The following is a 26,652-nucleotide window of genomic DNA, read 5'->3' as shown; positions in this document are numbered from 1 at the left end:
ATATGCCACAGTCTTCTTGGATGGTTCTACTGATGCGAAAGCGGTACGCGTCCGGCGTGTCATGTCGTAGAGGGGGTACGCGATTCGGTGGAGTGATGAATATGAGCGCCAACTCATTCAAGCGCGTGTTCGACGCTCTTTTGTGCGATGCGTGGCGATGTGTTGACGGGGCGCATCGTCAGGTTGCCCCCGAATCGCCCAGCGGTCCGTGATCCCTGCGGAAAACCACGCGCATTAGTGATGCAGCTCACATTATTAGCTACGGAATCCGCGTAATCGGAGAGGCCATTTCGGGGTCGTAACACCACGTCGGCACAACGCGTCGGCATCATCATCGTCGGCCCGAACCGGAGCGGAGACTGCCATGGATGTCACCCTCGAACAGCCTGCGCGTGCACGCCTGATCGCCTCGGAGGAGCAGGAGCTCCCCGTGCGCGCCACGCTCCGCTACGCGTCGACGGATCCGCTGGCCGTGCACATCGACTTCCCGGCCGAGGTCGCCCTGGACGGCGAGGGGGTGAGCTGGACCTTCGCCCGGAGCCTGCTGGAGGAAGGGGTGCGGCGGCCCGCCGGGGGCGGTGACGTCCACATCTGGCCGTGCGGTCCCGCACACACGGTCCTGGAGCTCCACTCACCGCACGGCCTGGCCCTGCTCCAGTTCGGCACACCGGCCCTGCGCCGGTTCCTGCTCCGTACGTTCGCCGTCGTGGCGGCCGGGAGAGAGGATCTCGGCGACGCCGTGGACCGCGGCCTGGCCGACCTCCTCGGCGCCCCGTCGGCGGGAAGCGAGGGCAGGGAGCAGTGAGAGCGGAGAAGGCGCTGTCCCGAGACCGGCGACACGGCGGCCGGCGGCGCTGCGGTCAGTAACGCAGCACGCCTGCGATCCCCGTCGCCTCGGTGAGTGTCCCGTCCGGTACGAAGCGGACCTCCGCCCCGGTGCTCAGGCACCGCTCCACGATCTCGTCCACGATGTCCTCGCGGGCGTCGAGGTCACCGCTCCCGGCGGGCACGAGGTGGTCGCCGCCGTCGTCCCGCACCGTCACCCGGTAGTTCTCCTCGACGGCGAGGAGTCGGATGCGCCCCTCGGCGGCGCTCTGCCGGACCTCGTCCACGCCGGCGGCGAACTCCCGTCGGCCACGCGCGGTTTCGAGGTCCTTGTGGACCGCGTCGGCCCGCGCCCGCTGCCGGTCCATGACCAGGGGGCGGACGGCCTGCCACACCGTCTCGCCGCGGGCGTGCCCGAGGCCGCCGTGCGGGACGTGCGTCGCGTCCCTGACAGCGGTACCGACCTCGGCGAGAGCGGCCAGGGCCGCCGGTTCGCCGGTCACGTACAGCGGGCGCGGGTGCGAGCGCAGTACGCCGCCCATCGCGAGGTCCGCGTCGCGCAGGAACCTGCGCGTGTGCTCGTCCCGGAAGGTGCTCGGCAGATCACCGACGCGCTCCTTGCGCTCGGCGTCCGGGTCCTCCAGGCTCCGGCTCAGCGGAAAACCGCCGGTGTTCTCCTCGACGACGCGGTCCGTGCGGCCGTTCCACAGCGAGACACGGTCGGCGGCGACCGCCAGCACCCAGAACGCCTGTTCGGCGGCCTGCGCGGAGACCAGGTTCCGGGTCAGGAAGGTGTCGGAGAGCACCACCCGCTCGGGCACGGGCCGGCCCAGGGACCACACCTGGTGCTCCCCGGGCGCCGCGAAGATCACCAGACCGTCAGCTGCGTGCGCGAGGTCCACCTCGGCGAGGGCCCGGTCGAGCTGGCCGGCGACATCGACGCGCCGCTCGCGGGTGACGGCCGGATCGGCCTCCAGTCGCTTCTTGGCCTCGGCCACGGCGTTGCGCAGCCGGACCGGATCCTGTGCGTTGTCGGGTTCGCGGCGATGGGTCGGCGTCAGCACGGAGACCGCCGGGTAGGGACGCGGGCGCCGCAGTTCGGTGAGCGTGGCGGGACTGAGGGCTTGCTCCATATGTGCACGATAGGCCGGATTCGGGCGTCAGGCATTCGGAGTAATCGGGGGAGTCGGACAGCGGGTGCGGCGGAGCGCAGGAGGTTCGGCCCGGCACCCGGATGTCGCCCTCAGTCGGCGTCGTCCGCGCCGCAGGAGCTGCCGTCGGCCGGGAGGGAGCCGTACAGCAGAAACGTGTCGACCGTCCGGTGCACGCACTTGGAGGAGGCGTACCCCGTGTGCCCCTCGCCCTTGTTGTCGAGGACGACGGCCGACGAGCCCAGCCGCTCGGCCGTCTCCGTGGTCCAGCGATACGGCGTGGCCGGGTCGCCGCGCGTGCCCACCAGGAGCATCTTCGGCGTGTCGACGTCCCGGACCTGTGTGCGGATGAAGTCGGTGCCCCTGGGGCGGCCGTAGCACGTCAGGACCTCGGTGAGGCGGTAGCGGCCGAAGACCGGGGAGGCCTTCTCGTACGCGGCGCGCAGGCCGGCGAATTGCTTGGTGATCCGGGCCGTGGTGGGCCGGTCGGGGTCGTCCGCGCAGTTGACCGCCATCAGCGCGGCGGGGAGGTTGTCGATGGGCACCTCCACCTCGTCGACGAGCCCGCCGTCGGAGTCCGGGGAGGGGTTCTGGCGTACGGGCTTCTGGCCTACGCCGCTCTGCCTCGGCAGGGCGGGGACCGCGGCGCCTCCGCCGCCGAACCCCATGACCCCTCGCGCGTCCCCGTCCTCGACCAAGGAGGCCAGGGCCCGTTCCAGGGGCGACCACATTCGCTTGCTGTAGAGCCCCTGACCGATGGCGCCCACGAGGTCCTGGCCGGAGAAGCGGTCACCGAAGCCGGTCGGCACCGGGTCGCTGTCGAGTGAGGTGACCAGATCGACGACCCGCCGGCGGGCGATGCGGGCGTCCTGGCCGAACGGGCACGCGATGTCGGTCACGCACCAGTTGAGGAAGCCCTCCAGCGCGGTCTGCTGCCCGGCCGCGCCCGCGAGACCCTGCTCGGCGAGCGACTCGGTGAGAGTGTCGACGCCGTCCAGGACGAACCGGCCCACCTTCTTGGGGAATTGGGCCGCGTAGACCGCGCCGAGCCGGGTCCCGTACGAGAATCCGAGGTAGTTGAGCTTCTTGTCGCCGAGGGCCTGGCGCATCACGTCGAGGTCGCGGGAGGCGTCGACGGTGCCGATGTGGCGCAGGACGGGCCCGGAGTGCCGCACACAGGCCCGGGCTGCCCTGCGCAGTTGTTCGAGGACGGCGCCCGGATCGTCCCCGGCCCCGCCGCCGGGCACATCGGCGTCCGCGTCCGTGCCCTCGCCGCAGCTGACGGGGGAGGACCTGCCGACGCCGCGCGGGTCGAAGGTGACGACGTCGTAGCCGTTCGTCAGGCCCATGAAGTCCTTTCCGTCATAGGCGAGTTGACTGACGCCCGCGCCACCGGGCCCGCCGAAGTTCAGCAGCACGGAACCCCGGGAGCTCCCGGTCGCCCGGTAGCGGGCCATCGCCAGGTCGAGTGTGCCGCCGCCGGGCTTCGCGTAGTCGAGCGGCACGGTGACCTTGCCGCACTGCAGGTCGTCCGTCGGCACCTCGTCCATCGCCGTCTCGTCGGCGCAGGCCGACCACTTGATCTTCTGGTGGTAGAAACGGGACAGGCCGGATTCGTCGTCCGCCGCGGCCACCGTCGGCGCACCCGTTCCCAGCAGGGCGAGGGTCGCGGCCGAGGCGAGCGCCCGGCGTCGGTACGCGGACCGCATGAATGCCTCCAGGGGCGGGCCCGGCTGCGGACCGGGACGGCGCCCTCGAACACGATAGACGGGCCCACAGTGCCTCGCCTCCCGGCGGGCGGACCCGCGTGCGTGCTGCGGCGTCGGGTGGTCGCGGCCCCTTCCGCCGCCATGGTCGGATGGGGCCGCGTCCCCCCACCGAACGGAACGGAGCACATCCATGACCTCCTCCGCAGGCACCCTCTCTCCGGTTCCGGAAGGCCTCGTCGTCACCCGGGCCACGCCCGAGGACTGGCCGGTGGTCACCGGATGGGCGGCCGACGAGGGCTGGAACCCGGGGCTGTCGGACACGGCCGGGTTCTTCGACGACGCCAGGGCGCTGTTCGCCGCGCTGACCGGCGACGCGGCCGGGACGGAGGTCGCGATCGATGTCCCCGAGCCGAACACGGCTGCCGTCGCCATGGTGGCGGAGGCGGGTTTCATGACGTCCTTCGAGACGGCACGCATGTACACGGGCCCGGTGCGGGAGTTCGCGCGGGAGCGGATCTTCGGGGTGACCACGCTCGAACTCGGGTAGTGGCGAACGTCTGGCTGAACGGCACCGTGGCGGCACTGAACAGTACTTCGCATATGCGAATAGATCAAAGGGTGACCTATTGCGGGCGCCAATACCGTTGCGCTTGCCGCATGGGGATGCTGGAGTAACGGCATGGATCATGTAGGAGTGCTCGCCCTTTACGACCGGGACATGCGCGAAGGGGCGCAGCCTGACGGGCCAGGCGCCCGGATCGAACGGGTGGGCGGGGTGGTGCGCCAGGTCGCAGACGCCCAGGGGTGGAACGGGATCGTCTGGTCCGACCTCGACGCCGAGCGGGTCGACGAGGCGATCGCCGAGCAGATCCGCCACTACGGTGACCTCGGGCGGACGTTCGAGTGGAAGCTCTACGGCCACGACCTCCCCATCGACCTGGGGCAACGGCTGAGGACGGCGGGGTTCACGCCCGAACCCGAGGAGACGCTGATGATCGGCGAGGTCGCCGGTCTGACCTTCGACACCGAGCCGCCCGAGGGCATCCGCCTCGTCCCGGTGACCGACCGGGCCGGCGTCGAACTCGTGGCGGACGTGCACGAGAGGGCGTTCGGCACCGACAGCTCCCGGATGCGGCACCAGCTGCTCGCCCGGCTCACCGACGACCCGGACACGGTCACCGCCGTCGTCGCGCTGGCCGGCGACGAGCCGGTGAGCGCGGCCCGCATGGAACTCGTACCCGGTACCCGGTTCGCCGGGCTGTGGGGCGGCGGCACTGTCGAGGCCTGGCGCGGCAAGGGCATCTACCGCGCCCTGGTCGCCCACCGTGCCCGCGACGCCGTGAAGCGCGGCTACCGCTACCTCCAGGTCGACGCCTCCCACCAGAGCAGGCCCGTCCTGGAACGCCTCGGCTTCGAACCGCTCACCACCACGACGCCGTACGTGTACGAGTCCTGACCCGTGGCGGCCGGATCGCCGGGCGGCGCCGGTCTCACAGCCCGAGCTGGTACTCCGCAGCCCTGTGCGTGGGTACGTACCCCAGCTCGTCGTTGATGCCGAGCATCGGCGCGTTGCCGGTCGCGGTGTCGGTGAGCAGCCCGGTGAGCCCGGGGTGGCGGTGGCGGGCCCGGCGGATCGACGCGGCCTTCATCCAGCGGCCGAGGCCGCGTCCGCGGTGCTCGGGCAGTACCGCCGTACCGTAGTGCTGTCCGTCCCCCTGCCCGTTGCCCGGCACCACCAGCTCGGAGAAGCCGACGACCGAACCGTCCGCCCTGTCCAGCGCGGCCACGGTGTGCAGCAGGTCCCCGCGCCCCGCGACCGTCTCGGCAGCCGCCAGGACACGGTCGACGTCCCACACGACCGTGCCGTAGTCGGTGTCCTCCATCGGCATGTCGTCCATGGCGCGGCGCGAGTCGGCGTAGCTCCGCGCCAGTTCGGGCGGCACGGCGCCCTCCCAGGACGTCAACCGGTAGCCGGGGTGCGGGAGTTCGGCGAGGCGGGTGATCTCCGCGAGGTCCGCGTCGGTGAGCACCAGCCGGGCGTACGTCAGTGCCAGCACCCGGCGAAATCCCCGGTCCGCCAGGAAACGGTCGCCGGGGGAGTCGTCCTCGGCCTGTGCCACCACCGACCTTCTTCCGTCGCTCCGCGCCGCGGTGACGGCGGCCTCCAGGAGCCGGGTGCCGACACCCTGCCGGCGCTCGGCACGGTGGACCGAGATCTCCAGCTCGGCGAGATGCTCCTGCCCCTCCCTGGTGAACAGACGCAGGAACGCGGAGCCGAGCGGTACACCGCCCGAGTCGGCGGCCAGCCAGACGAGCCGTCGGCTCGACGCGCCGGGTTCGGGATCGGTAAGTGCGGTGATGCGCGGGGGCAATGGGTCTCCGTGACGCTGATTGGGCCGTACAGGGCAGTACGACGGCCGGACCGTACCCGGACATGAGTGCGGGCGGTGGCCCGCCGAAGCTAGCTTCGGCGGGCCACCGCCCGAAACGAGAATTCGGCGCTTCGGATACCTGGCCCCGCAGGGCCGCCCCGGGTCTCCGACGCTTGCCCGCGCCCTGTCAGCGCCGCCTGCTGCGTGTGCGTCGCGGCGCCTTCGCCCGGTCCAGGGCGGCCACACCGACGGCGGCGAGCCCGATCTGGATGAGCCACTCGACCCAGTCGACGCCGTCCGTGTCGGACACGTCGAGCCCGGCGGCGATCGCCGATCCGATGAGCGCTGCCGCGATGCCGACGAGGATCGTCCAGAGGATTCCTATGCGCTGGCGCCCCGGGACGACGAGCCGACCCAGGATGCCGATGACGGTGCCGATGATGATGGCGCCGATGATGCTGGAGATCGTCATTTCCGCCCCAATTCGCCGGTGTTGGCTACTTCCTCTCTCTTGCCCGCTGGGGCCCGGGCCAGTCCACTGAACCGGTGAACGGCGAGCGGGCTCGGCCCCTGGAGGGACCGGGCCGCTTTCACCTATGCCCTGGGGGCACTTCTCGCTGTCGCGCCCGCACTCAACAGCCCCAGGAACAGGGCTAGGACGCCGATGATGACGTTGTTCAGCACGACACCCGCATCGGGACTGTCGCCGACGATCCACGGCGAGACGATCATCCAGATGCCCATCGCGCACAGGGCCCCACTGAGGCCGTACATGCGTTCAGGAGTGTTGGTGAACCCGAGGGCCAGCAGGCCGATCGCGATGCCCATGATCAGGTTGTGGGTCACGAGCGGGGGCTGACTTGTCGTGTAGTGGAGGATCCAGGGGGATGCCGCGCAGTACAGACCGACGAGGAACACCGGTCCGTCCACGAGCGCCACATCGCGACCGCCGAGCATACGGGCGTACCGCGCCCGCATTTCGGTTACATCAGGGTGACTGTGGATGTCACCACTGGTGTGCGAGACATTGGCCATGACTCGTCTCCTTCGACTGTGCAGGCCTGACCGCGTCCGACGCGGTCTGCGGTAAACGCCGCGTACTCGCATTGTGCTCTTATTTATCCCTTATGTGTAGTTCGGTGATGTTGGGTGACCCGCCCTGCACGGTGAGTGTCCCGCCCAGCTCCCTGGCCCGGCGCACGAACACCTCGTGCAGATCACGCGCGGCCAGGGGTACGGACTCGGCGCGGCGGCGCTGGAGGGTCAGCATCACCCGGGTGGTGTCGTCCTCCGCGATCGGCCGGTAGGTGAGGATGCCGCGCCGTTCCAGCGGGTCGCCGATCACGCTGAAGTCGGGCAGCACGGTCGCCCCGAGGCCCTCGGCGACCATCAGCTTGCCCATCTCGGCGCCGTCCGTGGAGTAGGCGAAGGCCGCGCCGTGCCCGTCCAGCAGCCGGTGCAGGTAGCGGTGCATGACGTAGCCGGAGCGCATCGCGATCAGTGGCCCGGCGAGCAGGTCGGCCACCGACACCGCCGGCCGGGCCGCGAGGGGACTGTCCGGACGTACGCACACCACAGGCCGTCCGCGCAGCAGTTCGGTGCTCTCGAAGCCGGTGGGTACGTCGTCACCCTCCAGCTGGTTGACCAGCCCGAGGTCGAAACCGCCCTCCGTGAGCCCTCGGTGGATCTCCGCCTGCTGCACGTCCACCACCTCCACCTGGGTCAGTTCGTGGGTCGCGTGGAACTCCCGCACGGCGGGGATGAGCAGGGGCACGGTCGCCGCGTTCACCGTGCCGACGCGCACCATGCGGCTGATGCGGTGCTGTTCACCCGCGGCGCCCCGCAGCCGGTCCACCGCGTCGAGGACGTCGATGATGTGCGGCAGCAGCTCCCGGCCCTCCGCGCTCATCGTCGCGCCGGACCGTTTCCGCTCCAGCAGGTCGACCCCGAGTTCCCGCTCCAGATTGCGCACGGTCTCGCTCAACGCGGGCTGCGACAGGCGGAGTTCATCCGCCGCCCGGCGCAGCGAACCGAGCCGGGTGACCGCCGCGATGTATTCGAGCTGTTCAATACGCACGGCAGCAGAATGCGGGCGTCCGCGCGAGCCGTTCAAGGGTTTCCCTGTCACGCCTTCGTGAAATCAGGTGGTCCGGGATGCGAGACCGGTCGGGTTTTCCTTGACTGCCCTCTTCGGCGACTGTCACGATCGACGACATGAAGATGCGACTGGACCTCACGCGGCGACGGCACGTCGACCTCGCGCGCGTCTCCAGTGCCTCCTGTTGCCTCGCGGCCTGATCCCCGTCCCGATCCGCCGCGTCCGTTCCGTTTCCGTAATCGCCTGAGATTTTGCCGGATGTCGCTCCGGACGGGAATTGGCGTGCCCGAAAACGCATTCCGCAACAGGAGTTACGCATGTCCGCAGAGCCCGTGAAATTCGCCTACTGGGTGCCCAACGTCAGTGGCGGACTCGTCACCAGCCGGATCGAGCAGCGCACCGACTGGGGTTACGACTACAACCGCGAACTCGCCGTCCTCGCCGAGAACAACGGCTTCGAGTACGCGCTCAGCCAGGTCCGTTACATGGCCAGTTACGGCGCCGAGTTCCAGCACGAGTCGACCAGCTTCAGCCTCGCCCTGCTCCTCGCCACCCAGCGCCTGAAGGTCATCGCCGCCGTCCACCCCGGCCTCTGGCACCCCGGTGTCCTGGCCAAACTCGGCGCGACCGCCGATCACCTGTCGAACGGACGCTTTGCCGTGAACGTCGTCAGCGGCTGGTTCAAGGGCGAGTTCACCGCCCTCGGCGAGCCCTGGCTGGAGCACGACGAGCGGTACCGCCGCTCCGAGGAGTTCATCCGGGCCCTTCGCCAGATCTGGACCGAGGACCACACCGAACTCGCCGGTGACTTCTACCGGTTGCGTGACTTCTCCCTCAAGCCCAAGCCCCTCAACACCCCCGAGCGCCCGCACCCCGAGATCTTCCAGGGCGGCAACTCCACCGCCGCCCGCGCCATGGCCGGCCGGGTCTCCGACTGGTACTTCTCCAACGGCAAGGACTTCGACGGAGTCGTCGAGCAGATCAACGACGTACGGGCGTCGGCGGACCAAGTCGGCCGCCGGGCACCGAAGTTCGGCCTCAACGGCTTCCTGATCGCCCGCGACACCGAGGCCGAGGCCCGCGACACGCTCCGCGAGATCGTCGCGAACGCCGACCGGGAGGCCGTCGAGGGGTTCGGCGCCGCCGTCAAACAGGCCGGGCAGTCCGCCGGCGACGGCAAAGGCATGTGGCAGGACTCCACCTTCGAGGACCTCGTCCAGTACAACGACGGCTTCCGTACGGGGCTCATCGGCACCCCGGAACAGATCGCCGAGCGGATCGTCGCCTACAAGCGCCTCGGCGTCGACCTGCTCCTCCTCGGCTTCCTTCACTACCACGAGGAGGTCGAGTACTTCGGCCGCCGGGTCCTGCCCCTCGTCCGTGAACTCGAAGCCCAACTCCCCGAGAACGAGCCCGAGTCCGCAGCGGTCCACGCCTGACGCCCGTCACCGTCCCGTTCACACCGCCGCTGCGGCAGGGGTTCACCCTTGAGTACCGCCTCGCCCGCCGCCCGGTACCTCTGACCGCCCGATCTCCCGGGTCGCCTGCCACGCACAGGCGCTCCGGATCCCGGCAAGCCTCCTGAAAGAGGACCCATGGCCACCGTCCTGTCCGTCTCCGGCAGCCCCTCCGTCTCCTCCCGCACCGGAAAGCTCCTGCGCCACCTGGACGCCAGGCTGGTCGCCCAGGGACACGAGGTGATCCCGCTCGACGTACGCACCATCCCCGCCGAGGCACTCCTCGGGGCCGACTTCCGGCACCCGGCGATCGTCGAGGCCACCGAACTGTTCGCACGCGCCGACGGCGTCGTCGTCGCCACCCCGGTCTACAAGGCGTCCTACTCCGGTGTCCTCAAGGCACTCCTCGACCTGCTCCCGCAGTACGCCCTCACCGGAAAGACCGTGCTGCCGCTCGCCACCGGCGGCACCACCGCCCACGTCCTGGCCATCGACTACGCTCTGCGGCCGGTCCTCAACTCGATGGGCGCCGCCCACATCGTCCAGGGCTGGTTCACCCTCGACAAGGACATCACCGCACACGAGGACGGCTCCATCGCGGTCGCCCCGGCCGCCACCGAGGCCCTCACCCAGGTCCTCGACCAGTTCTCGGCGGCACTCGGCCGCTCCCCGTTCCTCGCCGCGGCGGTCTGACCCGCATGACCGCGAAAGTCATCGCCGACGACGTGGAGGCCCTGACCGTGGCGGCGGCCCTGGCGGACGAGTTCCGCCCCGGGGCCGCCGTGCGGGACGCCGAACGACTGCTCCCACGGGCAGAGTTGGACCGCCTCTCGGCCTCGGGACTGCTCGCGGTCACCGTGCCGGCCGAGTGCGGGGGAGCTGACGTACGCCAGGAGACCCTGGCCGAGATCTTCCGGCTGCTCGCCTCGGCCGACGCCAGCCTCGCCCAGATCCAACAGAACCACTTCGTGTACGTCAATGTGATCCGACGTCAGGGCACGGCGGAACAACGGGAGTTCTTCTTCGGTGAGATCCTCGCGGGACGGCGGTTCGGCAACGCCCAGTCGGAGGCGGGTACGAAGAACGTCCAGGACATCCGCACCCGCCTGGACCGGCAGCCCGACGGCTCGTTCACGCTGACCGGCGTCAAGCACTACTCCACCGGCGCCCTGTTCGCCGACTGGATCCCGGTCCTCGCCCGCATCGAGGACGACAACCTGCACGTGGCGTACGTCCCGCACGACGCGCCCGGCCTCACGGTCGTGGACGACTGGGACGGCATGGGCCAGCGGACGACGGCCAGCGGCACCGTCCGGCTCGACGCGGTCCCCGTCCCGGCCGACCGGGTCCTCCCGCACCACCTCACCTTCCAGGAACCCCAACTCCACGGAGCCGTGGCCCAGTTGCTGCACACGGCCATCGACGTCGGCATCGCCGGGGGTGCACTCGCCGAGGCCGCGGAGTTCGTCCGGACCAAGAGCCGGCCCTGGTTCGAGAGCGGCGCCGAGACCGCCGCCGACGACCCGCTGCTGATCCAGCGGTTCGGTGAACTCGCCGTCCAGCTGAGGGCGTCCGAGGCGCTGCTGCGCGAGGCGGCCCGTGCCGTGGACGCCGCGCGCGCCGACCTCACCGACGACTCGGCGGCCGACGCGTCCATCGCGGTGGCCGTCGCCAAGGCGCACGCGACGACCACCGCGGTGGAGGTCACCGGGGCTCTCTTCGAGGTCGCCGGCACCCGCTCGGCCCTCAACTCCCTCAACCTGCACCGGCATTGGCGTGACGCCCGCACCCACACCCTGCACGACCCGACCCGCTGGAAGATCCAGCACATCGGCCGCCACGTGCTGAACGGCACGAAACCGCCCCGCCACGGCCTGTTGTGACGCGACGTACGCGACGTTCCTGATCGGAGATTTCGGTGTCCCTCATATTCCACTGGTTCCTCCCCACCAACGGCGACAGCCGCCATGTCGTCGGCGGCGGCCACGGCACCCCGGCCACCGCCTTCGGGCAGAACCGGCCGCCGACGGTCGCCTATCTGGGCCAGATCGCCCGCGCCGCCGAGGACCTGGGCTTCGTCGGCGCGCTCACTCCCACCGGTGCCTGGTGCGAGGACGCCTGGCTGACCACCGCCATGGTCAGCCAGCACACCGAGCGCCTGAAGTTCCTGGTCGCCTTTCGCCCCGGCTTCGTGTCTCCGACCCTCGCCGCGCAGATGGCGTCCACCTTCCAGCGCCAGACCGGCGGACGGCTCCTCCTCAACGTGGTCACGGGTGGCGAGAGCCACGAACAGAAGGCCTACGGCGACTTCCTCGACAAGGACGCCCGGTACCGTCGTACCGGCGAATTCCTCGAAGTCGTACGGGAGTTGTGGGAGGGCAAGACGGTCGACCTGACCGGCGAACACCTCCGGGTCGAGGACGCCAAGCTGGCCCGGGTGCCCGATCCGGTCCCCGAGGTGTACTTCGGCGGATCCTCACCCATCGCCGGTGAGGTCGCCGCCCGGCACGTCGACGTCTACCTCACCTGGGGCGAGCCGCCGGCGCAGGTCGCCGAGAAGATCGCCTGGGTCAGAGGGCTGGCCGCCAGGCAGGGGCGCACCCTGCGGTTCGGCATCCGGCTGCACGTCATCACCCGCGACACCGCCGAGGCGGCGTGGGCGGAGGCGGACCGGATCCTGGCGGGCTTCGACGCGAAGACCGTACGGGACATCCAGGCCGGGCTCGCCCGCAGCGAGTCGGAGGGACAGCAGCGGATGCTCGCCCTGCACGGCGGCGGCAACCGGGACGGGCTGGAGATCCACCCCAACCTGTGGGCCGGCATCGGCCTGGTGCGGGGCGGGGCGGGCACGGCGCTCGTCGGCAGTCACGACGAGGTCGCCGACCGCATCGCCGAGTACCACGCCCTGGGTATCGACGAGTTCGTCCTCTCCGGCTATCCGCACCTGGAGGAGGCGTACTGGTTCGGCGAGGGGGTGCTGCCGCGGCTGGCCGCGCGTGGGTTGTGGCGGCATCCGTTCGCGGCTACGGCCGCCCCGGCGGCACAGGTGCCGTTTGGCGGTTAGGTGGTTGTTGTCCGCGGATTCGGTGGGGGCTGGTCGCGCCCCGCGGCGGAGCCGCAGATCGATACGGCCCCGCGCCCCTAAAGGGCGCTATAGCGCCCCCGAGTTCGTCAGCCGCTAGTCGGCCAGTGAGGTGAGGTGGGCGCTGCGTACGTCCGTCGTCTGGGCCTGTACCAGTAGGAACAGGCCTTCGCGGGCCAGGCGTTGGGCGGGGCTGTTCAGGTCCAGTGATCTGCCGCCCCCGGCGACGATCGCCGCGGTCGTCGCGGAGCGCATCAGGTCGTACGCGCGGGTCTTGAGCGCCAGCCGGTCCGCGATGTGCTCCTGCGGTCGGCGGTGGTCCGCGAGGGCGTACGCGTTGCGGCGTACGGCGTCGAGGCGGGTGCGCAGTGAGCGCGCCGTCAACGTGGCGTCCGGGTGGGCGGCGAGGAGATCGAGGGCCGCGTACGCCACCCCGAACACGGCCGGGTTCGTGTTGGCGGCCCGGGGCAGGTCGACGAGGGCGAACTTCTCGCGAGGGGTGCGCAGGACGACCGCCTCCTCCGGCAGCCGCAGGCCCTTGAGCTCCAGGGAGACCGTCCGGGCGGCCGTGAGTGCCGCCAGCCGCATGGGCGGCGAGGCGCGCAGCCCCGGCTGCTCGCGGGCGTCGGCGAAGGCGAACACCACCTCGTCCGTGTCGGACAGCCCCGCGAGCAGCATGACGTCGTTCAGTCCCCAGCCCGTGTACCAGGGAACCGTTCCGTCGAAGCGCCAGCCGCCCCGCTCGTACCCGACCCGTACCGGGACGCGAGGGAAGGAACGCAGGTGCGCGTACGCGATCCCGGACAGCAGGGCACCCGTCGACAGCGGGCCCAACAGACGTTCCCGCACCGGAAACTGGGACTCAGCCAGCAGCTTCACCGGTGTGTGGTGCTGCGTCTGCACGAACCAGGTCGAGCAGCAGGCACCGGCCAGGATCTCGGTGACCTCCCGGGCCACCGAGGCGGGCGCGCCCGCACCCCCGTACTCCTTCGGCGCGCTCACCCCGAGCAGTCCCGACCGCTTGATGGCCTTGATGCTGCTCGCGGGCACGCCTTCCTGGTCGACCCGGCCGGCCTGCGGGGCCAGGACATCGGCGGCGAGCCGGTGGGCGACGGTGACGAGCGGGTGCGCGATGGCGGTCATGGACAAGATTCTCCCGGTGTCGCGGTGCGTTGCGCCTCCGTAGCGGTGCTCCCTTCGTGTAGGAGATGGGGCAGAGCCGTGATGCCCAGGAGGACGCGATGAAGTACTACCTGCTCAGCGCCATGAAACCGGTCGGGGAGCCGACCGCGCCCGCGTCGATGGTGGAGATCAACCGCAGACTGAGCGTCTTCCACGACGAGTTGCGGGAGGCCGGGGCCTGGGTCTTCGCGGGCGGACTGCACCGCCCGGACGCCGCGACCGTGCTGCGGCCCCTGGGCGACGAGGTCGAGGAGACGGAAGGTGCCTACGCCGAGAACAAGGAGTTTTTGGGCGGGATCTGCCTCCTCATGGCACCCGACCTCGACGTCGCCCTGGAGTGGGGCCGCAAGGCGGCCCTGGCGACGACGATGCCGGTCGAGGTCCGGCCCTTCCTGGGCCAGGTCGACGACTGACGGAACGGCGTCGTGGCGCCGGGGCGGTCCGGTGAACTTTCAGACGTCTCATGCGATGTACATATCCACGGGATCGAGGAGCAGGATGCCCACGCCGTCGCAGCGCTGGCCCCAGGACCTTCTGCGGCTCCTGACGCGGGCCGAGCGACTGGCCGCGCGCCGCCTCCAGCCCGTCCTGGACGAGCACGGCTGCTCCCTCGACGCCTGGCGGGTACTCGCCCTGCTCTCCGACGGCGCCGGTCACCACATGACCGCGATAGCCGAGGCAGTCTTCCTGCCGCCGCCGACGCTGACCCGGCTGGTCGACCACCTCGTCGACCAGAACCTCGTGCACCGGCGGGTCGATCCGCACGACCGCCGCCGTATCCTCGTCCACCTCACCCCGCGCGGCCAGGAGTACTGGCGCCGCCTCGACCGTGAGGTCCGCGCCGACTGGCCGCTGCTCAGTGACGGGGACGACGAACTGCTGAGCGCCCTCCTGGACCGGCTGGCCGTGACACTCGACGGGACGACGGCCCAGGTCTGACACGCACGGCGACGACCAGTTGCTCACGGTCATCTTCGTGTATGTGGAATATGTTTTGCCGCGCGAAGGGTTGGCATATGAGTCGAGAGCATCGAGCCGGCCTTCCGCGCCCGAGACCACCGCATGACACGACCGTGAGCGAGGCACCGTGAACCACCCCACGCCCCCCGAGCAGCCCGCCGACATCGTGACGCGCCTGCGTGCCACCTTCCGTGCGGGCCGCACCAAGCCCGTCGAATGGCGCAAGGCCCAACTCGGCCGACTGCGCGAACTGCTCACTGAGCACGGCAAGGACGTGGCCGCCGCGCTCCACGCGGACCTCGGCAAGAGCTCGACCGAGGCCTTCCGTACGGAGATCGACTTCACGATCCGGGAGATCGACCACACCCTCGAACACCTCGACGGCTGGCTGCGTCCCGAGCCCGCGCCGGTCCCCGAGCGTCTCGGTGCCGACGCCACGGCCTGGACGCAGTACGACCCGCTGGGCGTCGTCCTGGTCATCGCCCCCTGGAACTATCCGGTCCAGCTCCTGCTGACCCCGGTCGTCGGCGCGCTGGCCGCCGGTAACGCGGTGGTGGTCAAGCCGAGCGAACTGGCCCCCGCCACCTCCGACATCGTGGCCCGGCTGCTGCCCCAGTACCTGGACACGGACGCGGTCGCCGTCGTCGCGGGAGGCATCCCGGAGACCACGGCCCTGCTGGCCGAGCGCTTCGACCACATCTTCTACACCGGCAACGGCACCGTCGGCCGTATCGTGATGCGCGCCGCCGCCGAGCACCTCACCCCGGTCGCCCTCGAACTCGGCGGCAAGTCCCCGGCGTTCGTCGACACCGGCATCGACGTGGACGTCGTCGCCGACCGGCTGGTCCGGGGCAAGTTCCTCAACGCCGGCCAGACCTGCGTCGCCCCCGACTACGTCCTCACCGACCCGGAGACCGCCGCCGCGCTGGAGCCCGCGCTCGCCAAGGCCGTCGAGAACCTGTTCGGCGCGGACCCGGCCACCTCCACCGAGTTCGGCCGGATCGTCAACGAGCGTCACTTCGACCGGCTCGGCGGCCTGCTCGACTCGGGCCGCGTCGTCACCGGCGGAGTCAAGGACCGTACGACGAAGTACATCGCGCCGACCGTCCTCGCCGACGTCGACCCCGCCTCGCCCGTGATGCGGGAGGAGATCTTCGGCCCGATCCTGCCGATCGTCACGGTGCCGGGACTGGACGACGCGATCGGCTTCATCAACGACCGCGACAAGCCGCTCGCGCTGTACGTGTTCACCGAGTCCGGCACGACCCGGGAGCGGATCGCCGCCGAGACGTCCTCCGGCGCTGTCGGCTACGGCCTGCCGCTCGCCCATCTCACCGTCTCCGACCTGCCGTTCGGCGGGGTGGGAGAGAGCGGGATGGGCAGCTACCACGGCCGCTACTCGATCGAGACGTTCAGCCACCGCAAGGCAGTGCTGGCGAAGCCGCTGAGCTGAGCCGAGGCCCCGCCGAGCCGGGACGCCGATCGCCCGCGCTGCCGAGAACAAAGTTCTCAGTGGCACGGGCGATCACTTTTACGGTGTGTATGGTGTGACTCAGGCGCCCGAGATCCCGCCGAGGCAGAACTGCCACACCTCGTCGGCGGTCACCGGGTGGGCCTGGCTGTCCGAGGGGACGCCATTGGCCCGAGCGGAGAACATGACGGTCTGCATGAGGAGCGCCGCCAGTCGCCGGGGCTTGTCCGCGTGGACGCTGCCCGCCTCGGCGGCCTGCTCCAGCAGTTCGGTGAACAGGTTCAGCAGGGGCAGGTGCGCGGTGGCCACCTGGGCCGGGTGCTTGACCAGCAGTTGCAGGGCGAAGTCGCTGAACAGGGGGCGCTGGACACCGGGGTTGGGCAGCGACTGCTCGAACAGCATCTCCACCGCGATCCGAAGCCGGGGCAGCGGTTCTCCGCCGCCCGACGTGGCTTCGCGGATCTCGATCGCCGACGTGGACAGGGCGTCCTCGAACAGGGCGAGCAGCAACTCGTGCTTGCCGTCGAAGTGCTGGTAGAAGCTGCGCAGTGACTGCTTGGAGCGGTCGACGACTTCCTGGACGGTGAAGTCGGTCGTGGCCTTCTCCGCGATGAGTTCCTGCGCGGCGTCCAGGAAGCGCTGAACGCGCTGCTCGGCACGCTGTTTCGCGGCGCGGGTGGATCGCTCAACGGCACGCTGGCGCCAGGCGGGCTCTTCGGGGATGGCGGTCACGCGTAGAACGATACTGCACTTCAGCGGTAATCAGTCGAAGCTCCCTATCGAATCACGTACCGCAGGTTTCGAGACTCTTACTTGCATGAAATGAGAATGTCATTCTCATCCCTCGGGGAGAATCCCGCTGAGCGGGACCGCCTCAGCCGCGACCGGGACACCCTGCTGGACTCTGCCACGGAGGAGTTCCTGCGGTTCTTCGCGCCCGCGCCGGGTGACGGACGCAGGTTCTCCGCCGACTGCGAGATCGCCGGAACACGGTTCAAGGAGGGAGAACGGCTCTGGCTGTCCTGGGCGATGGCCAACCGCGACCCCTCCGTTTTCCCCGACCCCGACACCATCCACCTGGAACGCCCGGCCAACCGGCACAGCAGCTTCGGCCTCGGCATCCACCGCTGCATCGGATCCAACGTCGCCCGTACGGTCTTCAAACGCATGGTCACCCAGGTGTTCGACCGTATGCCCGACTACCGGTGCGACCCGGAGGGCACAGTGCACTACGAGACCATCGGCACCATCCAGGGCATGCGCCACCTCCCGGTGACCTTCACCCCGGGCCCCCGGCTCGGCGCGGGGCTCGACGAGACCCTGGAGAAGCTGCAACGGGTCTGCGACGAACAGCGGCTCGCCGAGCCGGTGACGGTTCGCAGGGCGAAGGCGCAGATCGCCGAATGACCGACGAGACACCCGACGCGTTGGGCCGGGCCGCGCCGGAGATCACGGAGGAGAACGCCTTCTTCTGGACCTCCGGCGCGGACGGCCGGCTGCGCCTGACGGAGTGCGGGTCCTGCGCGGCCCTCATCCATCCGCCGCAGCCGGTGTGCCGCTACTGCCACGGGCACGAGACCGGCGTACGGGCCGTCTCCGGCTTCGCGACCCTGATCGGCTTCACCGTCAACCACCGTTTCCCCGCACCCGGGTTGCCGACGCCCTTCGTCGTCGCCCAGGTCGCCATCGAGGAGGACTCCCGGGTACGCCTCACCACCAACACCGTCCAGTGCGAGCCCGACCAGCTGGAGTTGGGCATGCGCATGGAGGTCGTCTTCGAGCGGGCCGGGGATGCCTGGCTTCCGCAGTTTCGTCCGGCGGCGGATCAGGAGGCACTGGCTCCCTTTCCCACGGACGCCATTGAACCCGCCCAATTCCGGTCCCACGTACGCCCGATGGTGACCCCGGAGAAGTTCGAGGACAAGGTCGCGATCACCGGTGTCGGCGCCTCGGAGGTCGGGCGACGGCTCCTCGTACCGCCCCTGTCGCTGACGGTGAAGGCCTGCGAACGGGCTGTCGCCGACGCGGGGTTGACCATCGCCGACATCGACGGTCTGGCGGCCTACCCGGGCGCAGGGGCGTACGGAGGCTTCGCCGAGGGCGGAGTCATGGCGCTGGAGGCCGCGCTGGGTGTCCGGCCCACCTGGTACAACGGCGGCAGCGAGACCTTCGGCCCCGGCGGCTCACTGATCGCGGCGATGCTCGCGGTCGCGGGTGGACTGGCCCGGCATGTGCTGTGCTTCCGTACGGTCTGGGAGTCGTCGTACGGCGAACTGGTCAAACGCGGCCGGATCACCCCGCCCGGCGGTCCTGCGGCGGCGGCCTGGATGAAGCCCTTCGGTGCGATCTCCGCCTCGCACACCCTCGCCATGAACGCGCAACGCCACTTCCACCGCTACGGCACCACGCGCGAGACCCTCGGCTGGATCGCGCTCAACCAGCGGGCGAACGCCGCGCTCAACCCCACCGCGATCTACCGCGACCCGCTGACCATGGACGACTACCTCCAGGCCAGAACGGTCACCACCCCCTTCGGGCTGTACGACTGCGACGTGCCCTGCGACGGATCGGTCGCCGTGATCGTGTCCGCCGTCGACGCGGCCCGCGACCTGGCCGGACCGCCCGTCCTCGTCGAGGCGGTCGGCACCCAGATCCTCGAACGCGTCGAGTGGGACCAGAGCACCCTCACCCACGAACCCCAGGTGCTCGGCCAGTCCGCCCACCTGTGGACCCGCACCTCGCTGCGGCCGAGGGACGTCGACGTCGCGCAGCTCTACGACGGCTTCACCTTCAACTGCCTCTCCTGGATAGAGGCGTTGGGTTTCTGCGGGATCGGTGAGGCCAAGGACTTCCTGGACGGTGGCAAGAACATCGCCCGCGACGGACTGCTGCCCCTGAACACCCACGGCGGACAGCTCTCCCACGGTCGCACCCACGGCCTGGGCCTGGTCCACGAGGCGATCACCCAACTGCGCGGCGAGGCCGACGCACGTCAGGTGCCGGGCGCCCGGGTCGCCGTGGTCAGCACCGGAGGACTCACCCCCAGCGGTGCGATCCTCTTCCGGTCCGATACATGAGCCGACACATGACCGGTGCCTCACGCGTCGTCGTCGATGTGGACGGCATCCCGGTATCGGCCCTGCTGCGCGAGGTACGGCACCCGCGCGCCGTCGTCCTCGCGCTGCACGGCGGGGCCGCGCTCTCCGGCTACTTCGACTACCCGGACCGGCCCCGGCTGTCCCTGCTGCGCACCGGCGAGGCTCTCGGATTCACCGTCATCGCCATCGACCGTCCGGGATACGGCAGTTCGGCCCCGCACGCCGACGAGTTCACGTCCGCCGAGCGGCGCGTCGACGTCGCCTACGGGGCTGTGGAGCGGCTCCTCGCGGCCCGCCCGCGCGGGGCCGGCGTCTTCGTGTGGGCCCACTCCATCGGCAGCGAACTCGGTGTCCGCATGGCGGCCGACGAGCGGCGCGGACCGGACCTTCTCGGCCTGGAACTTGCCGGCACCGGACGCCGCCACCACGACGACGCGGCCGGAATCCTCGGCGACTGGCGGCACCGGTCACCGAACAGCGGGGTGCGCGACCTGCTGTGGCAGCCGTCCCGTCTCTACGCCGACGATGTGGTCGGCGGCGCCCGGATCTCCTCTCGCTCACCCGCGTACGAGGGTGTCGTGGCCCGGAGCTGGATCGACACGTTTCCCCAGCTCGCTCCCCTGATCCGCGTCCCCGTCCACTACACGCTCGGTGAGCACGAGCGGGTGTGGATCTCGGGGCCCTCGGCGCTCGCAGACATCGCCTCCCCGTTCTCCGCTTCGCCCCGGGTCGCCGTCGACGAACAGGTCGGCGGCGGACACAACTTGAGCATTGGGTTGACGTCTTTGGCCTATCACCTCAAGGTGCTCTCGTTCGTTGAGGAGTGCGTGCTCGCACGCGAGGAAGCAGAAACGGCAGCGGCAGCGGCGGCGGAAGTCGCCGAACGGCAGCAGGGGAGGGCGAGTTGACGAACGCGGAAGCGGTCGCGGTACTGGTCGTCAGAGTGGTCCTGGGCGTCATCATGATCGCGCACGGGCTCAACCACTGGCGGGGCGGCGGAAAGATCGAGGGCACGGCCCGCTGGTTCGGCGGGCTCGGGCTGCGGCACGGGACGCTGCAGGCGTGGATGAGCGTCATTACCGAGGTAGGTGCGGGCGCGCTGCTGGTCCTCGGTCTGTTCACCCCGCTGGCCTGCGCGGCGGTGGTCTCGGTGATGTTGGTCGCGGGGCTTCTGGCCCACCGGCCCAACGGGTTCTTCGTGTTCAAGGACGGCTACGAGTACGTCCTGATGCTGGCCGCGATCTCCCTCGCGCTCGGGGTACTGGGGCCAGGCAAGGTTTCCGTGGACCACGCTGCCGACATCGAGGTCACCGGCTGGGCCGGGGGCGGCGTCGCGCTCGGGGTGGCCGTGGTGGCGACGGCGGGGCTGCTGGCGACGTTCTGGCGGCCCGAGCGTCCCGAGCGGGCCGTGAAGACGGAGGACCCGGCCGTCACCGGAGTGGCAGGGCAGGAGACAGGCTGATGCGTGTGGGGTTCATCGGGCTCGGGAGTCAGGGCGGGCCCATGGCACGGCGTATCGTCGACGCCGGTTTCCCGACGACGCTGTGGGCGAGAAGGCCCGCCTCGCTGACCCCGTTCGTCGGCACACCTGCTCAACGTGCCGTTTCCGCCGCCGAGTTGGCCGCCGCCAGTGACCTGGTGTGCGTCTGTGTCGGTGACGACGCCGACGTGGAGGAGGTCATTGTCGGCGACGGGGGCGTGCTCGCCGGACTCCGGCAGGGCGGGGTGATCGCCGTGCACAGCACCGTCCACCCCGACACCTGCCGTCGGCTCGCCGACCGGGCCCGGCTGCGCGGGGTCGCCCTGGTCGACGCGCCGGTCAGCGGCGGCGGCGCGGCGGCGGCCGAGGGGCGGCTGTTGGTGATGGTCGGCGGTGAGTCGGGGACTGTGGCGTTCTGCCGACGGGTGTTCGAGACGTACGGCGATCCGGTCGTCCACATGGGCCCGCTGGGCTCGGGGCAGGTCGCCAAGCTGCTCAACAACGCCCTGTTCACGGCGAATCTGGCGACCTCGGCCGACGTACTCGCCCTCGGGCGCACCCTCGACGTGGATCCCGCCGGTCTCGCCGACGTCCTGGCGCACGGCAGCGGGGCGAGTTCCGCGCTCGGCCGGGTCGCCGCGGCCGGCGGCACCCTCGACCGGATCGCCGTTCATGGCGGACCGCTGCTGCGCAAGGACGCCCGGCTGCTGGCAGACCTCGCCGAAGGAGCCGGCGCTCCGGCGGGCTCGACCGTGATGCGGACGGCCGACGACGCCCTCGCCGTCATGGCACGGATCGACCGCTGATCTCCACGAGGCGGGTCCCAGGACAATTCCCCTGAATGGAAATGCACTTCTTGTTATTTGAGAGCGCTGAGACGGAAGGAGCGGTACAGGCCGCGAATGACTTCGAGGCGATCGATTTCTTCCGGAACGAGGGGGCCGTCGCGGACCCGTATCCGTACTTCGAGGCCCTGCGCGGCCAAGACCCCGTACAGCGCGAGAACCATCACGAGGTGACGGGGTTTCCGGCGAGTGGGCCCTCCGGAGTTTCAGCGGCAGACGGAGAGGTGACACACCATCGTGCACATCGGCAGATATTGGCCTAAACGGCGCGAGGTGATGTATGGATCGTTGCTTCTGGTTTTTCTACGTGTGCTGATCCTCGCGGTCGTGGTGATGGGGCTTGTCATGTGTGCGGATCGTGTCGAAGCGCACTACCAGAAAGTCGTGGTGTACAGGAATGCTCCCCTCTGTCCCGCCGCGACACGGTGGCAGACGGCAGACGACTGCGTCGCACAGATCACTGGTGAGGTTGTCGACGCGCATCGGGGCGAGTCGTGTACCACCGATAGCAACGGGGTCAGCTCGTGCACCGTCACCTACAGCGTGCATGTCCGCTTCGGGCAGCACAGTCAGTGGCTGACAGTCGACGCGAGTACGTACCGCGCAGTGGAGATGGGGGACCGGGCCGATCTGCGCCTCTGGCACGGAGAAGTCGTACGGATGACGACCCAAGGCCATACCGAGGACTACCTGACAGCCTCCGAGCTTGCGTCCGCGGGGTGGCTGATCTTGGCGTGGCTGCTTTTAGGAGCCACGTGGCCGACCCTCTTCGGGGTGCGGCTGATCGGGCTCCTGCCAGGCTGGCTCGTGCTGACCGTGCCGTACCTGATGGTCGCGTACAACCTCCTGGGGCTCAATCCGATGGGAGTGGTGGGTTGGAGCATCACCGCAGTGCTCTCTGCTGTGGGGATGGGTTTCATGGGGCGATGGCTTTTGGAACTAGCCGATTGGTGACCACCTTCCCGGACCGGCCGGTTTGCCGTAGTCGCGTTCGCCTCGGTCACCGTGATCGCAGCGCTGGTGGCGGTCATGGTGCAGGCCGCGCAAACGCCTTCCCCTGCTCACCGCGGAGGACGGGCGTCAGCGGCGGCGAATGACTGTTTGTTGGGCTTCGAGTGGCTCTCGGAAGCGGACGTTCTCGAGGGTGACGTACTGGATCCGGGCAGTGGCGATGGCGAGGGCAGCGGTGAACTCTCGGTTGCGGCGCCGGAGCTTCGCGTTGCGGACGGTCAGGGTGTCCAGGGTGGACGGCTCGTGGACCTGCTCGTCGGAGGAGACCGTCCAGCGGGCGGTTATTTCCTGGACGAGGCCGGGGTAACGGCGGCGGAAGGTCGTGTTGCTGATGCCCAGGCTGCGGGCGAACGCCAGGACGCTCGGCCGGCGGTTGGAATCGTGACGGGCGGCCGGCATCTCCTCCATGCGCTTGCGGACGAGAGCGTCGGGAAGTGGGCTGACCAGGTACCAAGGCGTAACACCTGCGGACCGTGCGGCATCCCGGTCAATGACCGAGCGCACACAACCGACGTGACGGGGCAGGGCGAAGAAATCCGGCGCGCAGTACAGCGCCCCTTCGGGAGCGCTGGGAACTGCGCGATCAGCCACAGACGTCCCGCAGACTCAATACCGCACATCGCGCAGAGCACTCAGTCCCGCTGAACGACCTCGTCGACCAACCCCCACCGAAGCGCCTCCCTCGCACTCAACGCCTCCCCCGACAGTGCCAGATAAGCCGTACGTTCCCTCCCGATCCGCAGCGGCAAGCTGGCCGTGCCGCCCGCGCCCGGAATCAGCCCCATCCCCACCTCGGGCAGCCGGATCACCGTATCCGGCGCCGCTCGCACCCGCCCCGCGAACGCCGTCAGCTCGATGCCCGCCCCCACACAGGCGCCGTGCAGATGCGCAGTGACCCTCGCACCGCACCGCTGGAGCAGGGCGGCCGGACTCCGGTGCACGCGCACCAGATGAGCCTGCGCGGGATCCCTGGCCGTGCCGAACTCGCTCAGGTCCCCGCCGGCGCAGAAGGACGGCCCGTTGCCGTAGAGGTCGACGCGGGTGATCGACGGGTCCAGTGCGGCGACTTCGAGCGCCTCGCACAGGGCGTCCCGTGTGCCGGCGTCCATGGCGTTGCGAGCCTCCGGCCGGTCGAGGGTGATGGAGAGGCTGTCACCGTCACGGGCCAGCGCCACAGGCTCAGCGGAGGGGCGCGGCGTACGAGCGGGCGCCGAGTCCAGCCAGGCGCGGAAGACAGTCGACGCCTGGAGCGTCGAATAGGCGAGCGACTCGACCACGAGACGGTCGGGTGGCGCCAGCGCCGGACCCATCCGCAGCACCTGCATCAGGGCGACCGAGGCGGCGGGACGGTCCGCCACGATCTCCGCCAGACGGCGGGCCGTGGCGTACGGGTCGGCGCAGCTCACCCAGGGGCGTGGTGGATCGGGCTCGCTGGTGAGGAGGACGTCGAAACAGCCGTCGGCCCCGGTGGGTTTCTCCGCGATGCCTATGAGCACCCGCCCGGTCACTCCAGTCGTTCCTAGGCCTAGGTCGGGACTCGCTCCACGGTCGAGGTCGACGAGGGCGAAGGGGGAGTGCAAGGTCACGACCGGAGTGTAATTTGGGGCTACCTCGGAGGAGAAGGGTGTTTGGTCATTGGAGAATGACGCTCTCAGCAGCTGGTCGGCGTCGGTCGAGCCCTACCTGCCTCCGCTGGCCCCGGTCGCGAAGGAGTTCACCGCTCTCACGGGCGTGCCCGTCGACCTGCACAGGGCCCTCTTTCTCCGTGCCCGGCTGATGGGTCACGCCCTCCCGGGCCGGACGTCGGCCGGCGGCTCCTGTCACCTCCTCGAAGTGGCCGACGGCTGGACCGCCGTGAACCTCGCCCGCCCCGACGACCTGGCCGCCGTACCGGCTCTCATCGCCATCCTGAACGGGGCGGACGGCGAGCCGCTCCAGGAGGTGGTGAACCGGGCCAGGGCCGCCGAAGTTGCAGCGAGCGCACAGCTGTTGGGGATTGCGGCCTCGGAGCACGCCTCCGTGAGCGGGCCCCCGGTACGCAGCGAGAGTCTCGGCGAGCAGCGCGTACGCGACACAGCCGCTCTACGCGTCGTAGACCTGTCGGCCCTGTGGGCGGGCCCCTTGTGCGCACGCCTTCTGGGGCTGGCGGGCGCCCAGGTGCTGAAGGTGGAGAGCACGACCCGCCCGGACGGTGCCCGCGCCGGATCGCCCGCCTTCTACCGCTGGCTGCACGAGGGGCACGAGAGCCTGGTGCTGGACTTCGCCTCGGGTGCACTCACCGAGGTGATCGAGGGGGCCGACATCGTCATCGAGGCGTCCCGGGCGAGGGCAATGCGCCGGCTCGGGGTACACGCCGAGGAGTTCCTGGCCGCCCGGCCGGGCAGGGTCTGGGTGAGCATCACCGGGTACGGCAGGGACGACGACCGCATCGCGTTCGGCGACGACGCTGCCGTCGCCGGCGGCTTGACCGGCCTCGACAGCCACGGCGACCCCGTGTTCCTCGGCGATGCGCTCGCCGACCCGGTCACCGGCATCTACGCCGCCCATGCCACGGCCCGCTCCCTGGCCACCGGTGGCGGCGAGCTGCTGAGCCTCGCCATGTCGGCCTGCGCCTCCTCCCTGGTGCCGTCGCCGTGCTGATCAGGAACGTCGAGATCCAGGGCGCGGGGCGGGTGGACGTACGTGTCCGGGCCGGACGTATCGCCGAGATCGGCGATCGGCTGGACGGGAGGGAGGAGCCCGACGCCGTCGACGGGCACAGCGGCGCCTTGCTGCCCGGCCTTCATGACCACCACATCCACCTCGCGGCGCTGGCTGCCGACACCGCGTCCGTCCGGGTCGGCCCGGTGGACGTCACCGGCCGGGACGGACTCGCCACTGCCCTGCGCGATGGGCCGCCCGAGGAGTGGGTGCGGGCCATCGGCTACCACGAGAGCGTCGCGGGTGACCTCGACCGATGGGTCCTCGACGACCTCGTGCCGCACCGGCCGGTACGCGTCCAGCACCGGACCGGCGCGCTGTGGGTGTGGAACAGTGCCGCGCTGCGGGCGGCCGGGCTGGAGGCGGAGTCGGGCGACGGACGGTTCTGGCGGGAGGACGAACGGCTGCGTGGACACGTACCGCCCGTACGCCTGGACCTGGAGGGTGTGGGGCGCAGGGCCGCGGCGCTCGGCGTGACAGGGTTCACCAACGCTGATCCGCACCCCGCGGACGGCCTCCTCGATCTGCTGTCGGTGCTGCCGCAGCGGCTGCTCGTCATGACGGTCGACGCGCCCGTGAAGCTGATGCTCGACGACGCCACCCTGTCCGCGCCGGCCGAACTCGCCGTCAGAATCGCATCGCTCCGGCCACGCCCGGTGGCCGTCCACTGTGTGACCCGGGTGCAGCTGCTCGTGACCCTCCTCGCCCTGGACGAGGCCGGTCCGGTCGACGGCGACCGCGTCGAGCACGCGTCCGTCGTCCCGGCCGAGACGATCCCCTGGCTCAAGCAGCTCGGCGTGACGGTCGTGACCCAGCCGCACTTCCCCGCCGAACGCGGCCACGCCTACGCCACCGACGTGGCCCCCGACGACCGCCCCCACCTCTACCGCTGCCGGTCCCTGGCCGAAGCGGGCGTCCCGCTCGCCGCCGGCACCGACGCTCCCTACGGAACCCACGACCCGTGGGCGGTCATGCGGGCCACTGTCGAACGCGCCGGGGGAGAGGCCCTGGACGCGGAAGCGGCCCTGAACCTGTTCACCGGGGAGCCCCAACACCCCGCCAGGGCAAGGCGAGTGATGGTCGGCGAGGTCGCCGACCTGTGCCTGCTCCACGTACCCCTGCGGGAAGCACTCGACGTACTGACGGCCGACACCGTGCGGGCGGCGTTCGTAGCCGGAGCCCGCATCACCGCACCCGAGTGAAGAAGCGCG

The 26,652-nt window shown here is 70.3% G+C and carries 27 protein-coding genes and 1 pseudogene; 18 read left to right on the top strand and 10 right to left on the bottom strand.

Translation table 11 applies throughout. The annotated features are described in order from the left end of the window. Positions 1-364 precede the first annotated feature (364 nt). Positions 365-805, top strand: coding sequence for an SsgA family sporulation/cell division regulator (locus tag G3I56_RS12920; RefSeq protein WP_164409066.1), 441 nt, complete (start codon positions 365-367; stop codon positions 803-805). Positions 806-860: 55 nt separating this feature from the next. Here G3I56_RS12920 and G3I56_RS12915 read toward each other — a convergent pair whose 3' ends face one another. Both G3I56_RS12915 and G3I56_RS12910 read right to left on the bottom strand, forming a co-directional pair. Beyond that, positions 861-1,958 carry a chemotaxis protein gene (locus G3I56_RS12915; RefSeq protein WP_164409065.1) on the bottom strand — a complete coding sequence of 366 codons (1,098 nt, stop codon included), beginning with the start codon at positions 1,956-1,958 and terminating at the stop codon, positions 861-863. Positions 1,959-2,068: 110 nt separating this feature from the next. Continuing rightward, positions 2,069-3,685: an alpha/beta hydrolase gene (locus G3I56_RS12910; RefSeq protein ID WP_164409064.1), complete on the bottom strand. Its 1,617-nt coding sequence runs from the start codon at positions 3,683-3,685 to the stop codon at positions 2,069-2,071. A 313-nt stretch (positions 3,686-3,998) separates the two neighbouring features. Here G3I56_RS12910 and G3I56_RS12905 point away from each other — a divergent pair. Both G3I56_RS12905 and G3I56_RS12900 read left to right on the top strand, forming a co-directional pair. Beyond that, positions 3,999-4,232: pseudogene (locus tag G3I56_RS12905) on the top strand (GNAT family N-acetyltransferase); the annotation flags it as partial. Between the two features lie 132 nt (positions 4,233-4,364). Continuing rightward, entirely contained in the window at positions 4,365-5,141 is a 777-nt protein-coding gene (locus G3I56_RS12900; RefSeq protein WP_164409062.1) for a GNAT family N-acetyltransferase, read from the top strand. Positions 5,142-5,175: 34 nt separating this feature from the next. On the opposite strand, the gene G3I56_RS12895 is transcribed toward G3I56_RS12900, so the two are convergent. The 4 genes from G3I56_RS12895 to G3I56_RS12880 form a co-directional block, all read right to left on the bottom strand. Continuing rightward, positions 5,176-6,057, bottom strand: coding sequence for a GNAT family N-acetyltransferase (locus tag G3I56_RS12895; protein WP_164409061.1), 882 nt, complete (start codon positions 6,055-6,057; stop codon positions 5,176-5,178). A 187-nt stretch (positions 6,058-6,244) separates the two neighbouring features. Beyond that, positions 6,245-6,529 (bottom strand): GlsB/YeaQ/YmgE family stress response membrane protein, encoded by a 285-nt coding sequence (locus G3I56_RS12890; protein ID WP_164409060.1) that lies wholly within the window; start codon positions 6,527-6,529, stop codon positions 6,245-6,247. Positions 6,530-6,651: 122 nt separating this feature from the next. Beyond that, positions 6,652-7,092: an SPW repeat protein gene (locus tag G3I56_RS12885; protein WP_164409059.1), complete on the bottom strand. Its 441-nt coding sequence runs from the start codon at positions 7,090-7,092 to the stop codon at positions 6,652-6,654. A 79-nt stretch (positions 7,093-7,171) separates the two neighbouring features. Continuing rightward, the gene (locus tag G3I56_RS12880; protein ID WP_343239932.1) at positions 7,172-8,134 is read right to left on the bottom strand and encodes a LysR family transcriptional regulator; all 963 of its coding nucleotides are present in this window, start codon (positions 8,132-8,134) and stop codon (positions 7,172-7,174) included. Positions 8,135-8,472: 338 nt separating this feature from the next. On the opposite strand from G3I56_RS12880, the gene sfnG reads away from it, so the two are divergent. The 4 genes from sfnG to G3I56_RS12855 all read left to right on the top strand — a co-directional run bounded on the left by sfnG (position 8,473) and on the right by G3I56_RS12855 (position 12,676). Continuing rightward, a complete protein-coding gene (gene sfnG, locus G3I56_RS12870) occupies positions 8,473-9,594 on the top strand; it encodes a dimethylsulfone monooxygenase SfnG (RefSeq protein ID WP_164409057.1) in 1,122 nt (373 codons plus the stop codon). 156 nt (positions 9,595-9,750) lie between these two features. Further along, a complete protein-coding gene (gene ssuE / locus G3I56_RS12865) occupies positions 9,751-10,305 on the top strand; it encodes an NADPH-dependent FMN reductase (protein ID WP_164409056.1) in 555 nt (184 codons plus the stop codon). Positions 10,306-10,310: 5 nt separating this feature from the next. Further along, on the top strand, positions 10,311-11,495 hold the full coding sequence (locus G3I56_RS12860; protein ID WP_164409055.1) for an SfnB family sulfur acquisition oxidoreductase: 1,185 nt from the start codon (positions 10,311-10,313) through the stop codon (positions 11,493-11,495). Positions 11,496-11,530: 35 nt separating this feature from the next. Beyond that, complete coding sequence (locus G3I56_RS12855) at positions 11,531-12,676, top strand: LLM class flavin-dependent oxidoreductase (protein ID WP_164409054.1); 1,146 nt, start codon at positions 11,531-11,533, stop codon at positions 12,674-12,676. Between the two features lie 114 nt (positions 12,677-12,790). Here G3I56_RS12855 and G3I56_RS12850 read toward each other — a convergent pair whose 3' ends face one another. Then, positions 12,791-13,837, bottom strand: coding sequence for an acyl-CoA dehydrogenase family protein (locus G3I56_RS12850; protein ID WP_164409053.1), 1,047 nt, complete (start codon positions 13,835-13,837; stop codon positions 12,791-12,793). A 98-nt stretch (positions 13,838-13,935) separates the two neighbouring features. On the opposite strand from G3I56_RS12850, the gene G3I56_RS12845 reads away from it, so the two are divergent. The 3 genes from G3I56_RS12845 (at position 13,936) to G3I56_RS12835 (ending at position 16,289) form a co-directional block, all read left to right on the top strand. Continuing rightward, entirely contained in the window at positions 13,936-14,289 is a 354-nt protein-coding gene (locus G3I56_RS12845) for a YciI family protein (RefSeq protein ID WP_164409169.1), read from the top strand. Between the two features lie 85 nt (positions 14,290-14,374). Further along, positions 14,375-14,815: a MarR family transcriptional regulator gene (locus G3I56_RS12840; RefSeq protein ID WP_164409052.1), complete on the top strand. Its 441-nt coding sequence runs from the start codon at positions 14,375-14,377 to the stop codon at positions 14,813-14,815. Between the two features lie 148 nt (positions 14,816-14,963). Then, positions 14,964-16,289 carry an aldehyde dehydrogenase family protein gene (locus tag G3I56_RS12835; RefSeq protein ID WP_164409051.1) on the top strand — a complete coding sequence of 442 codons (1,326 nt, stop codon included), beginning with the start codon at positions 14,964-14,966 and terminating at the stop codon, positions 16,287-16,289. A gap of 99 nt (positions 16,290-16,388) precedes the next feature. Here the strand turns inward: G3I56_RS12835 and G3I56_RS12830 are convergent, their stop codons facing one another. Then, complete coding sequence (locus tag G3I56_RS12830; protein WP_164409050.1) at positions 16,389-17,039, bottom strand: TetR/AcrR family transcriptional regulator; 651 nt, start codon at positions 17,037-17,039, stop codon at positions 16,389-16,391. 96 nt (positions 17,040-17,135) lie between these two features. On the opposite strand from G3I56_RS12830, the gene G3I56_RS12825 reads away from it, so the two are divergent. The 6 genes from G3I56_RS12825 to G3I56_RS12800 all read left to right on the top strand — a co-directional run bounded on the left by G3I56_RS12825 (position 17,136) and on the right by G3I56_RS12800 (position 22,684). Next, entirely contained in the window at positions 17,136-17,714 is a 579-nt protein-coding gene (locus tag G3I56_RS12825; RefSeq protein ID WP_239134846.1) for a cytochrome P450, read from the top strand. Continuing rightward, a complete protein-coding gene (locus tag G3I56_RS12820) occupies positions 17,711-19,384 on the top strand; it encodes an OB-fold domain-containing protein (RefSeq protein ID WP_164409049.1) in 1,674 nt (557 codons plus the stop codon). The genes G3I56_RS12825 and G3I56_RS12820 overlap by 4 nt, the downstream gene beginning before the upstream one ends. After that, positions 19,381-20,313, top strand: coding sequence for an alpha/beta fold hydrolase (locus tag G3I56_RS12815; protein ID WP_239134845.1), 933 nt, complete (start codon positions 19,381-19,383; stop codon positions 20,311-20,313). Before G3I56_RS12820 ends, G3I56_RS12815 begins: the two co-directional genes overlap by 4 nt. Further along, a complete protein-coding gene (locus G3I56_RS12810; protein ID WP_164409048.1) occupies positions 20,310-20,867 on the top strand; it encodes a DoxX family protein in 558 nt (185 codons plus the stop codon). The genes G3I56_RS12815 and G3I56_RS12810 overlap by 4 nt, the downstream gene beginning before the upstream one ends. Before the next feature lie 41 nt (positions 20,868-20,908). Next, entirely contained in the window at positions 20,909-21,691 is a 783-nt protein-coding gene (locus G3I56_RS12805) for an NAD(P)-binding domain-containing protein (RefSeq protein WP_239134844.1), read from the top strand. 276 nt (positions 21,692-21,967) lie between these two features. After that, entirely contained in the window at positions 21,968-22,684 is a 717-nt protein-coding gene (locus G3I56_RS12800; protein ID WP_164409046.1) for a hypothetical protein, read from the top strand. Positions 22,685-22,810: 126 nt separating this feature from the next. Here G3I56_RS12800 and G3I56_RS12795 read toward each other — a convergent pair whose 3' ends face one another. Together G3I56_RS12795 and G3I56_RS12790 are read right to left on the bottom strand one after the other, a co-directional pair. Next, positions 22,811-23,140, bottom strand: a complete 330-nt coding sequence (locus G3I56_RS12795) for a hypothetical protein (protein WP_164409045.1) — start codon at positions 23,138-23,140, stop codon at positions 22,811-22,813. 233 nt (positions 23,141-23,373) lie between these two features. Beyond that, complete coding sequence (locus tag G3I56_RS12790; RefSeq protein WP_164409044.1) at positions 23,374-24,327, bottom strand: enoyl-CoA hydratase/isomerase family protein; 954 nt, start codon at positions 24,325-24,327, stop codon at positions 23,374-23,376. Positions 24,328-24,376: 49 nt separating this feature from the next. On the opposite strand from G3I56_RS12790, the gene G3I56_RS12785 reads away from it, so the two are divergent. After that, the gene (locus G3I56_RS12785; protein ID WP_164409043.1) at positions 24,377-25,381 is read left to right on the top strand and encodes a CoA transferase; all 1,005 of its coding nucleotides are present in this window, start codon (positions 24,377-24,379) and stop codon (positions 25,379-25,381) included. Next, positions 25,375-26,643: an amidohydrolase family protein gene (locus G3I56_RS12780; protein WP_164409042.1), complete on the top strand. Its 1,269-nt coding sequence runs from the start codon at positions 25,375-25,377 to the stop codon at positions 26,641-26,643. Before G3I56_RS12785 ends, G3I56_RS12780 begins: the two co-directional genes overlap by 7 nt. The last annotated feature ends 9 nt before the right edge of the window (positions 26,644-26,652 follow it).

The sequence above is a fragment of the Streptomyces sp. SID12488 genome (genome assembly GCF_010548275.1).
Classification (GTDB): domain Bacteria; phylum Actinomycetota; class Actinomycetes; order Streptomycetales; family Streptomycetaceae; genus Streptomyces.
Note: the sequence above shows the minus strand (reverse complement) of the source record. Positions and strands in the feature narration are given on the sequence as shown.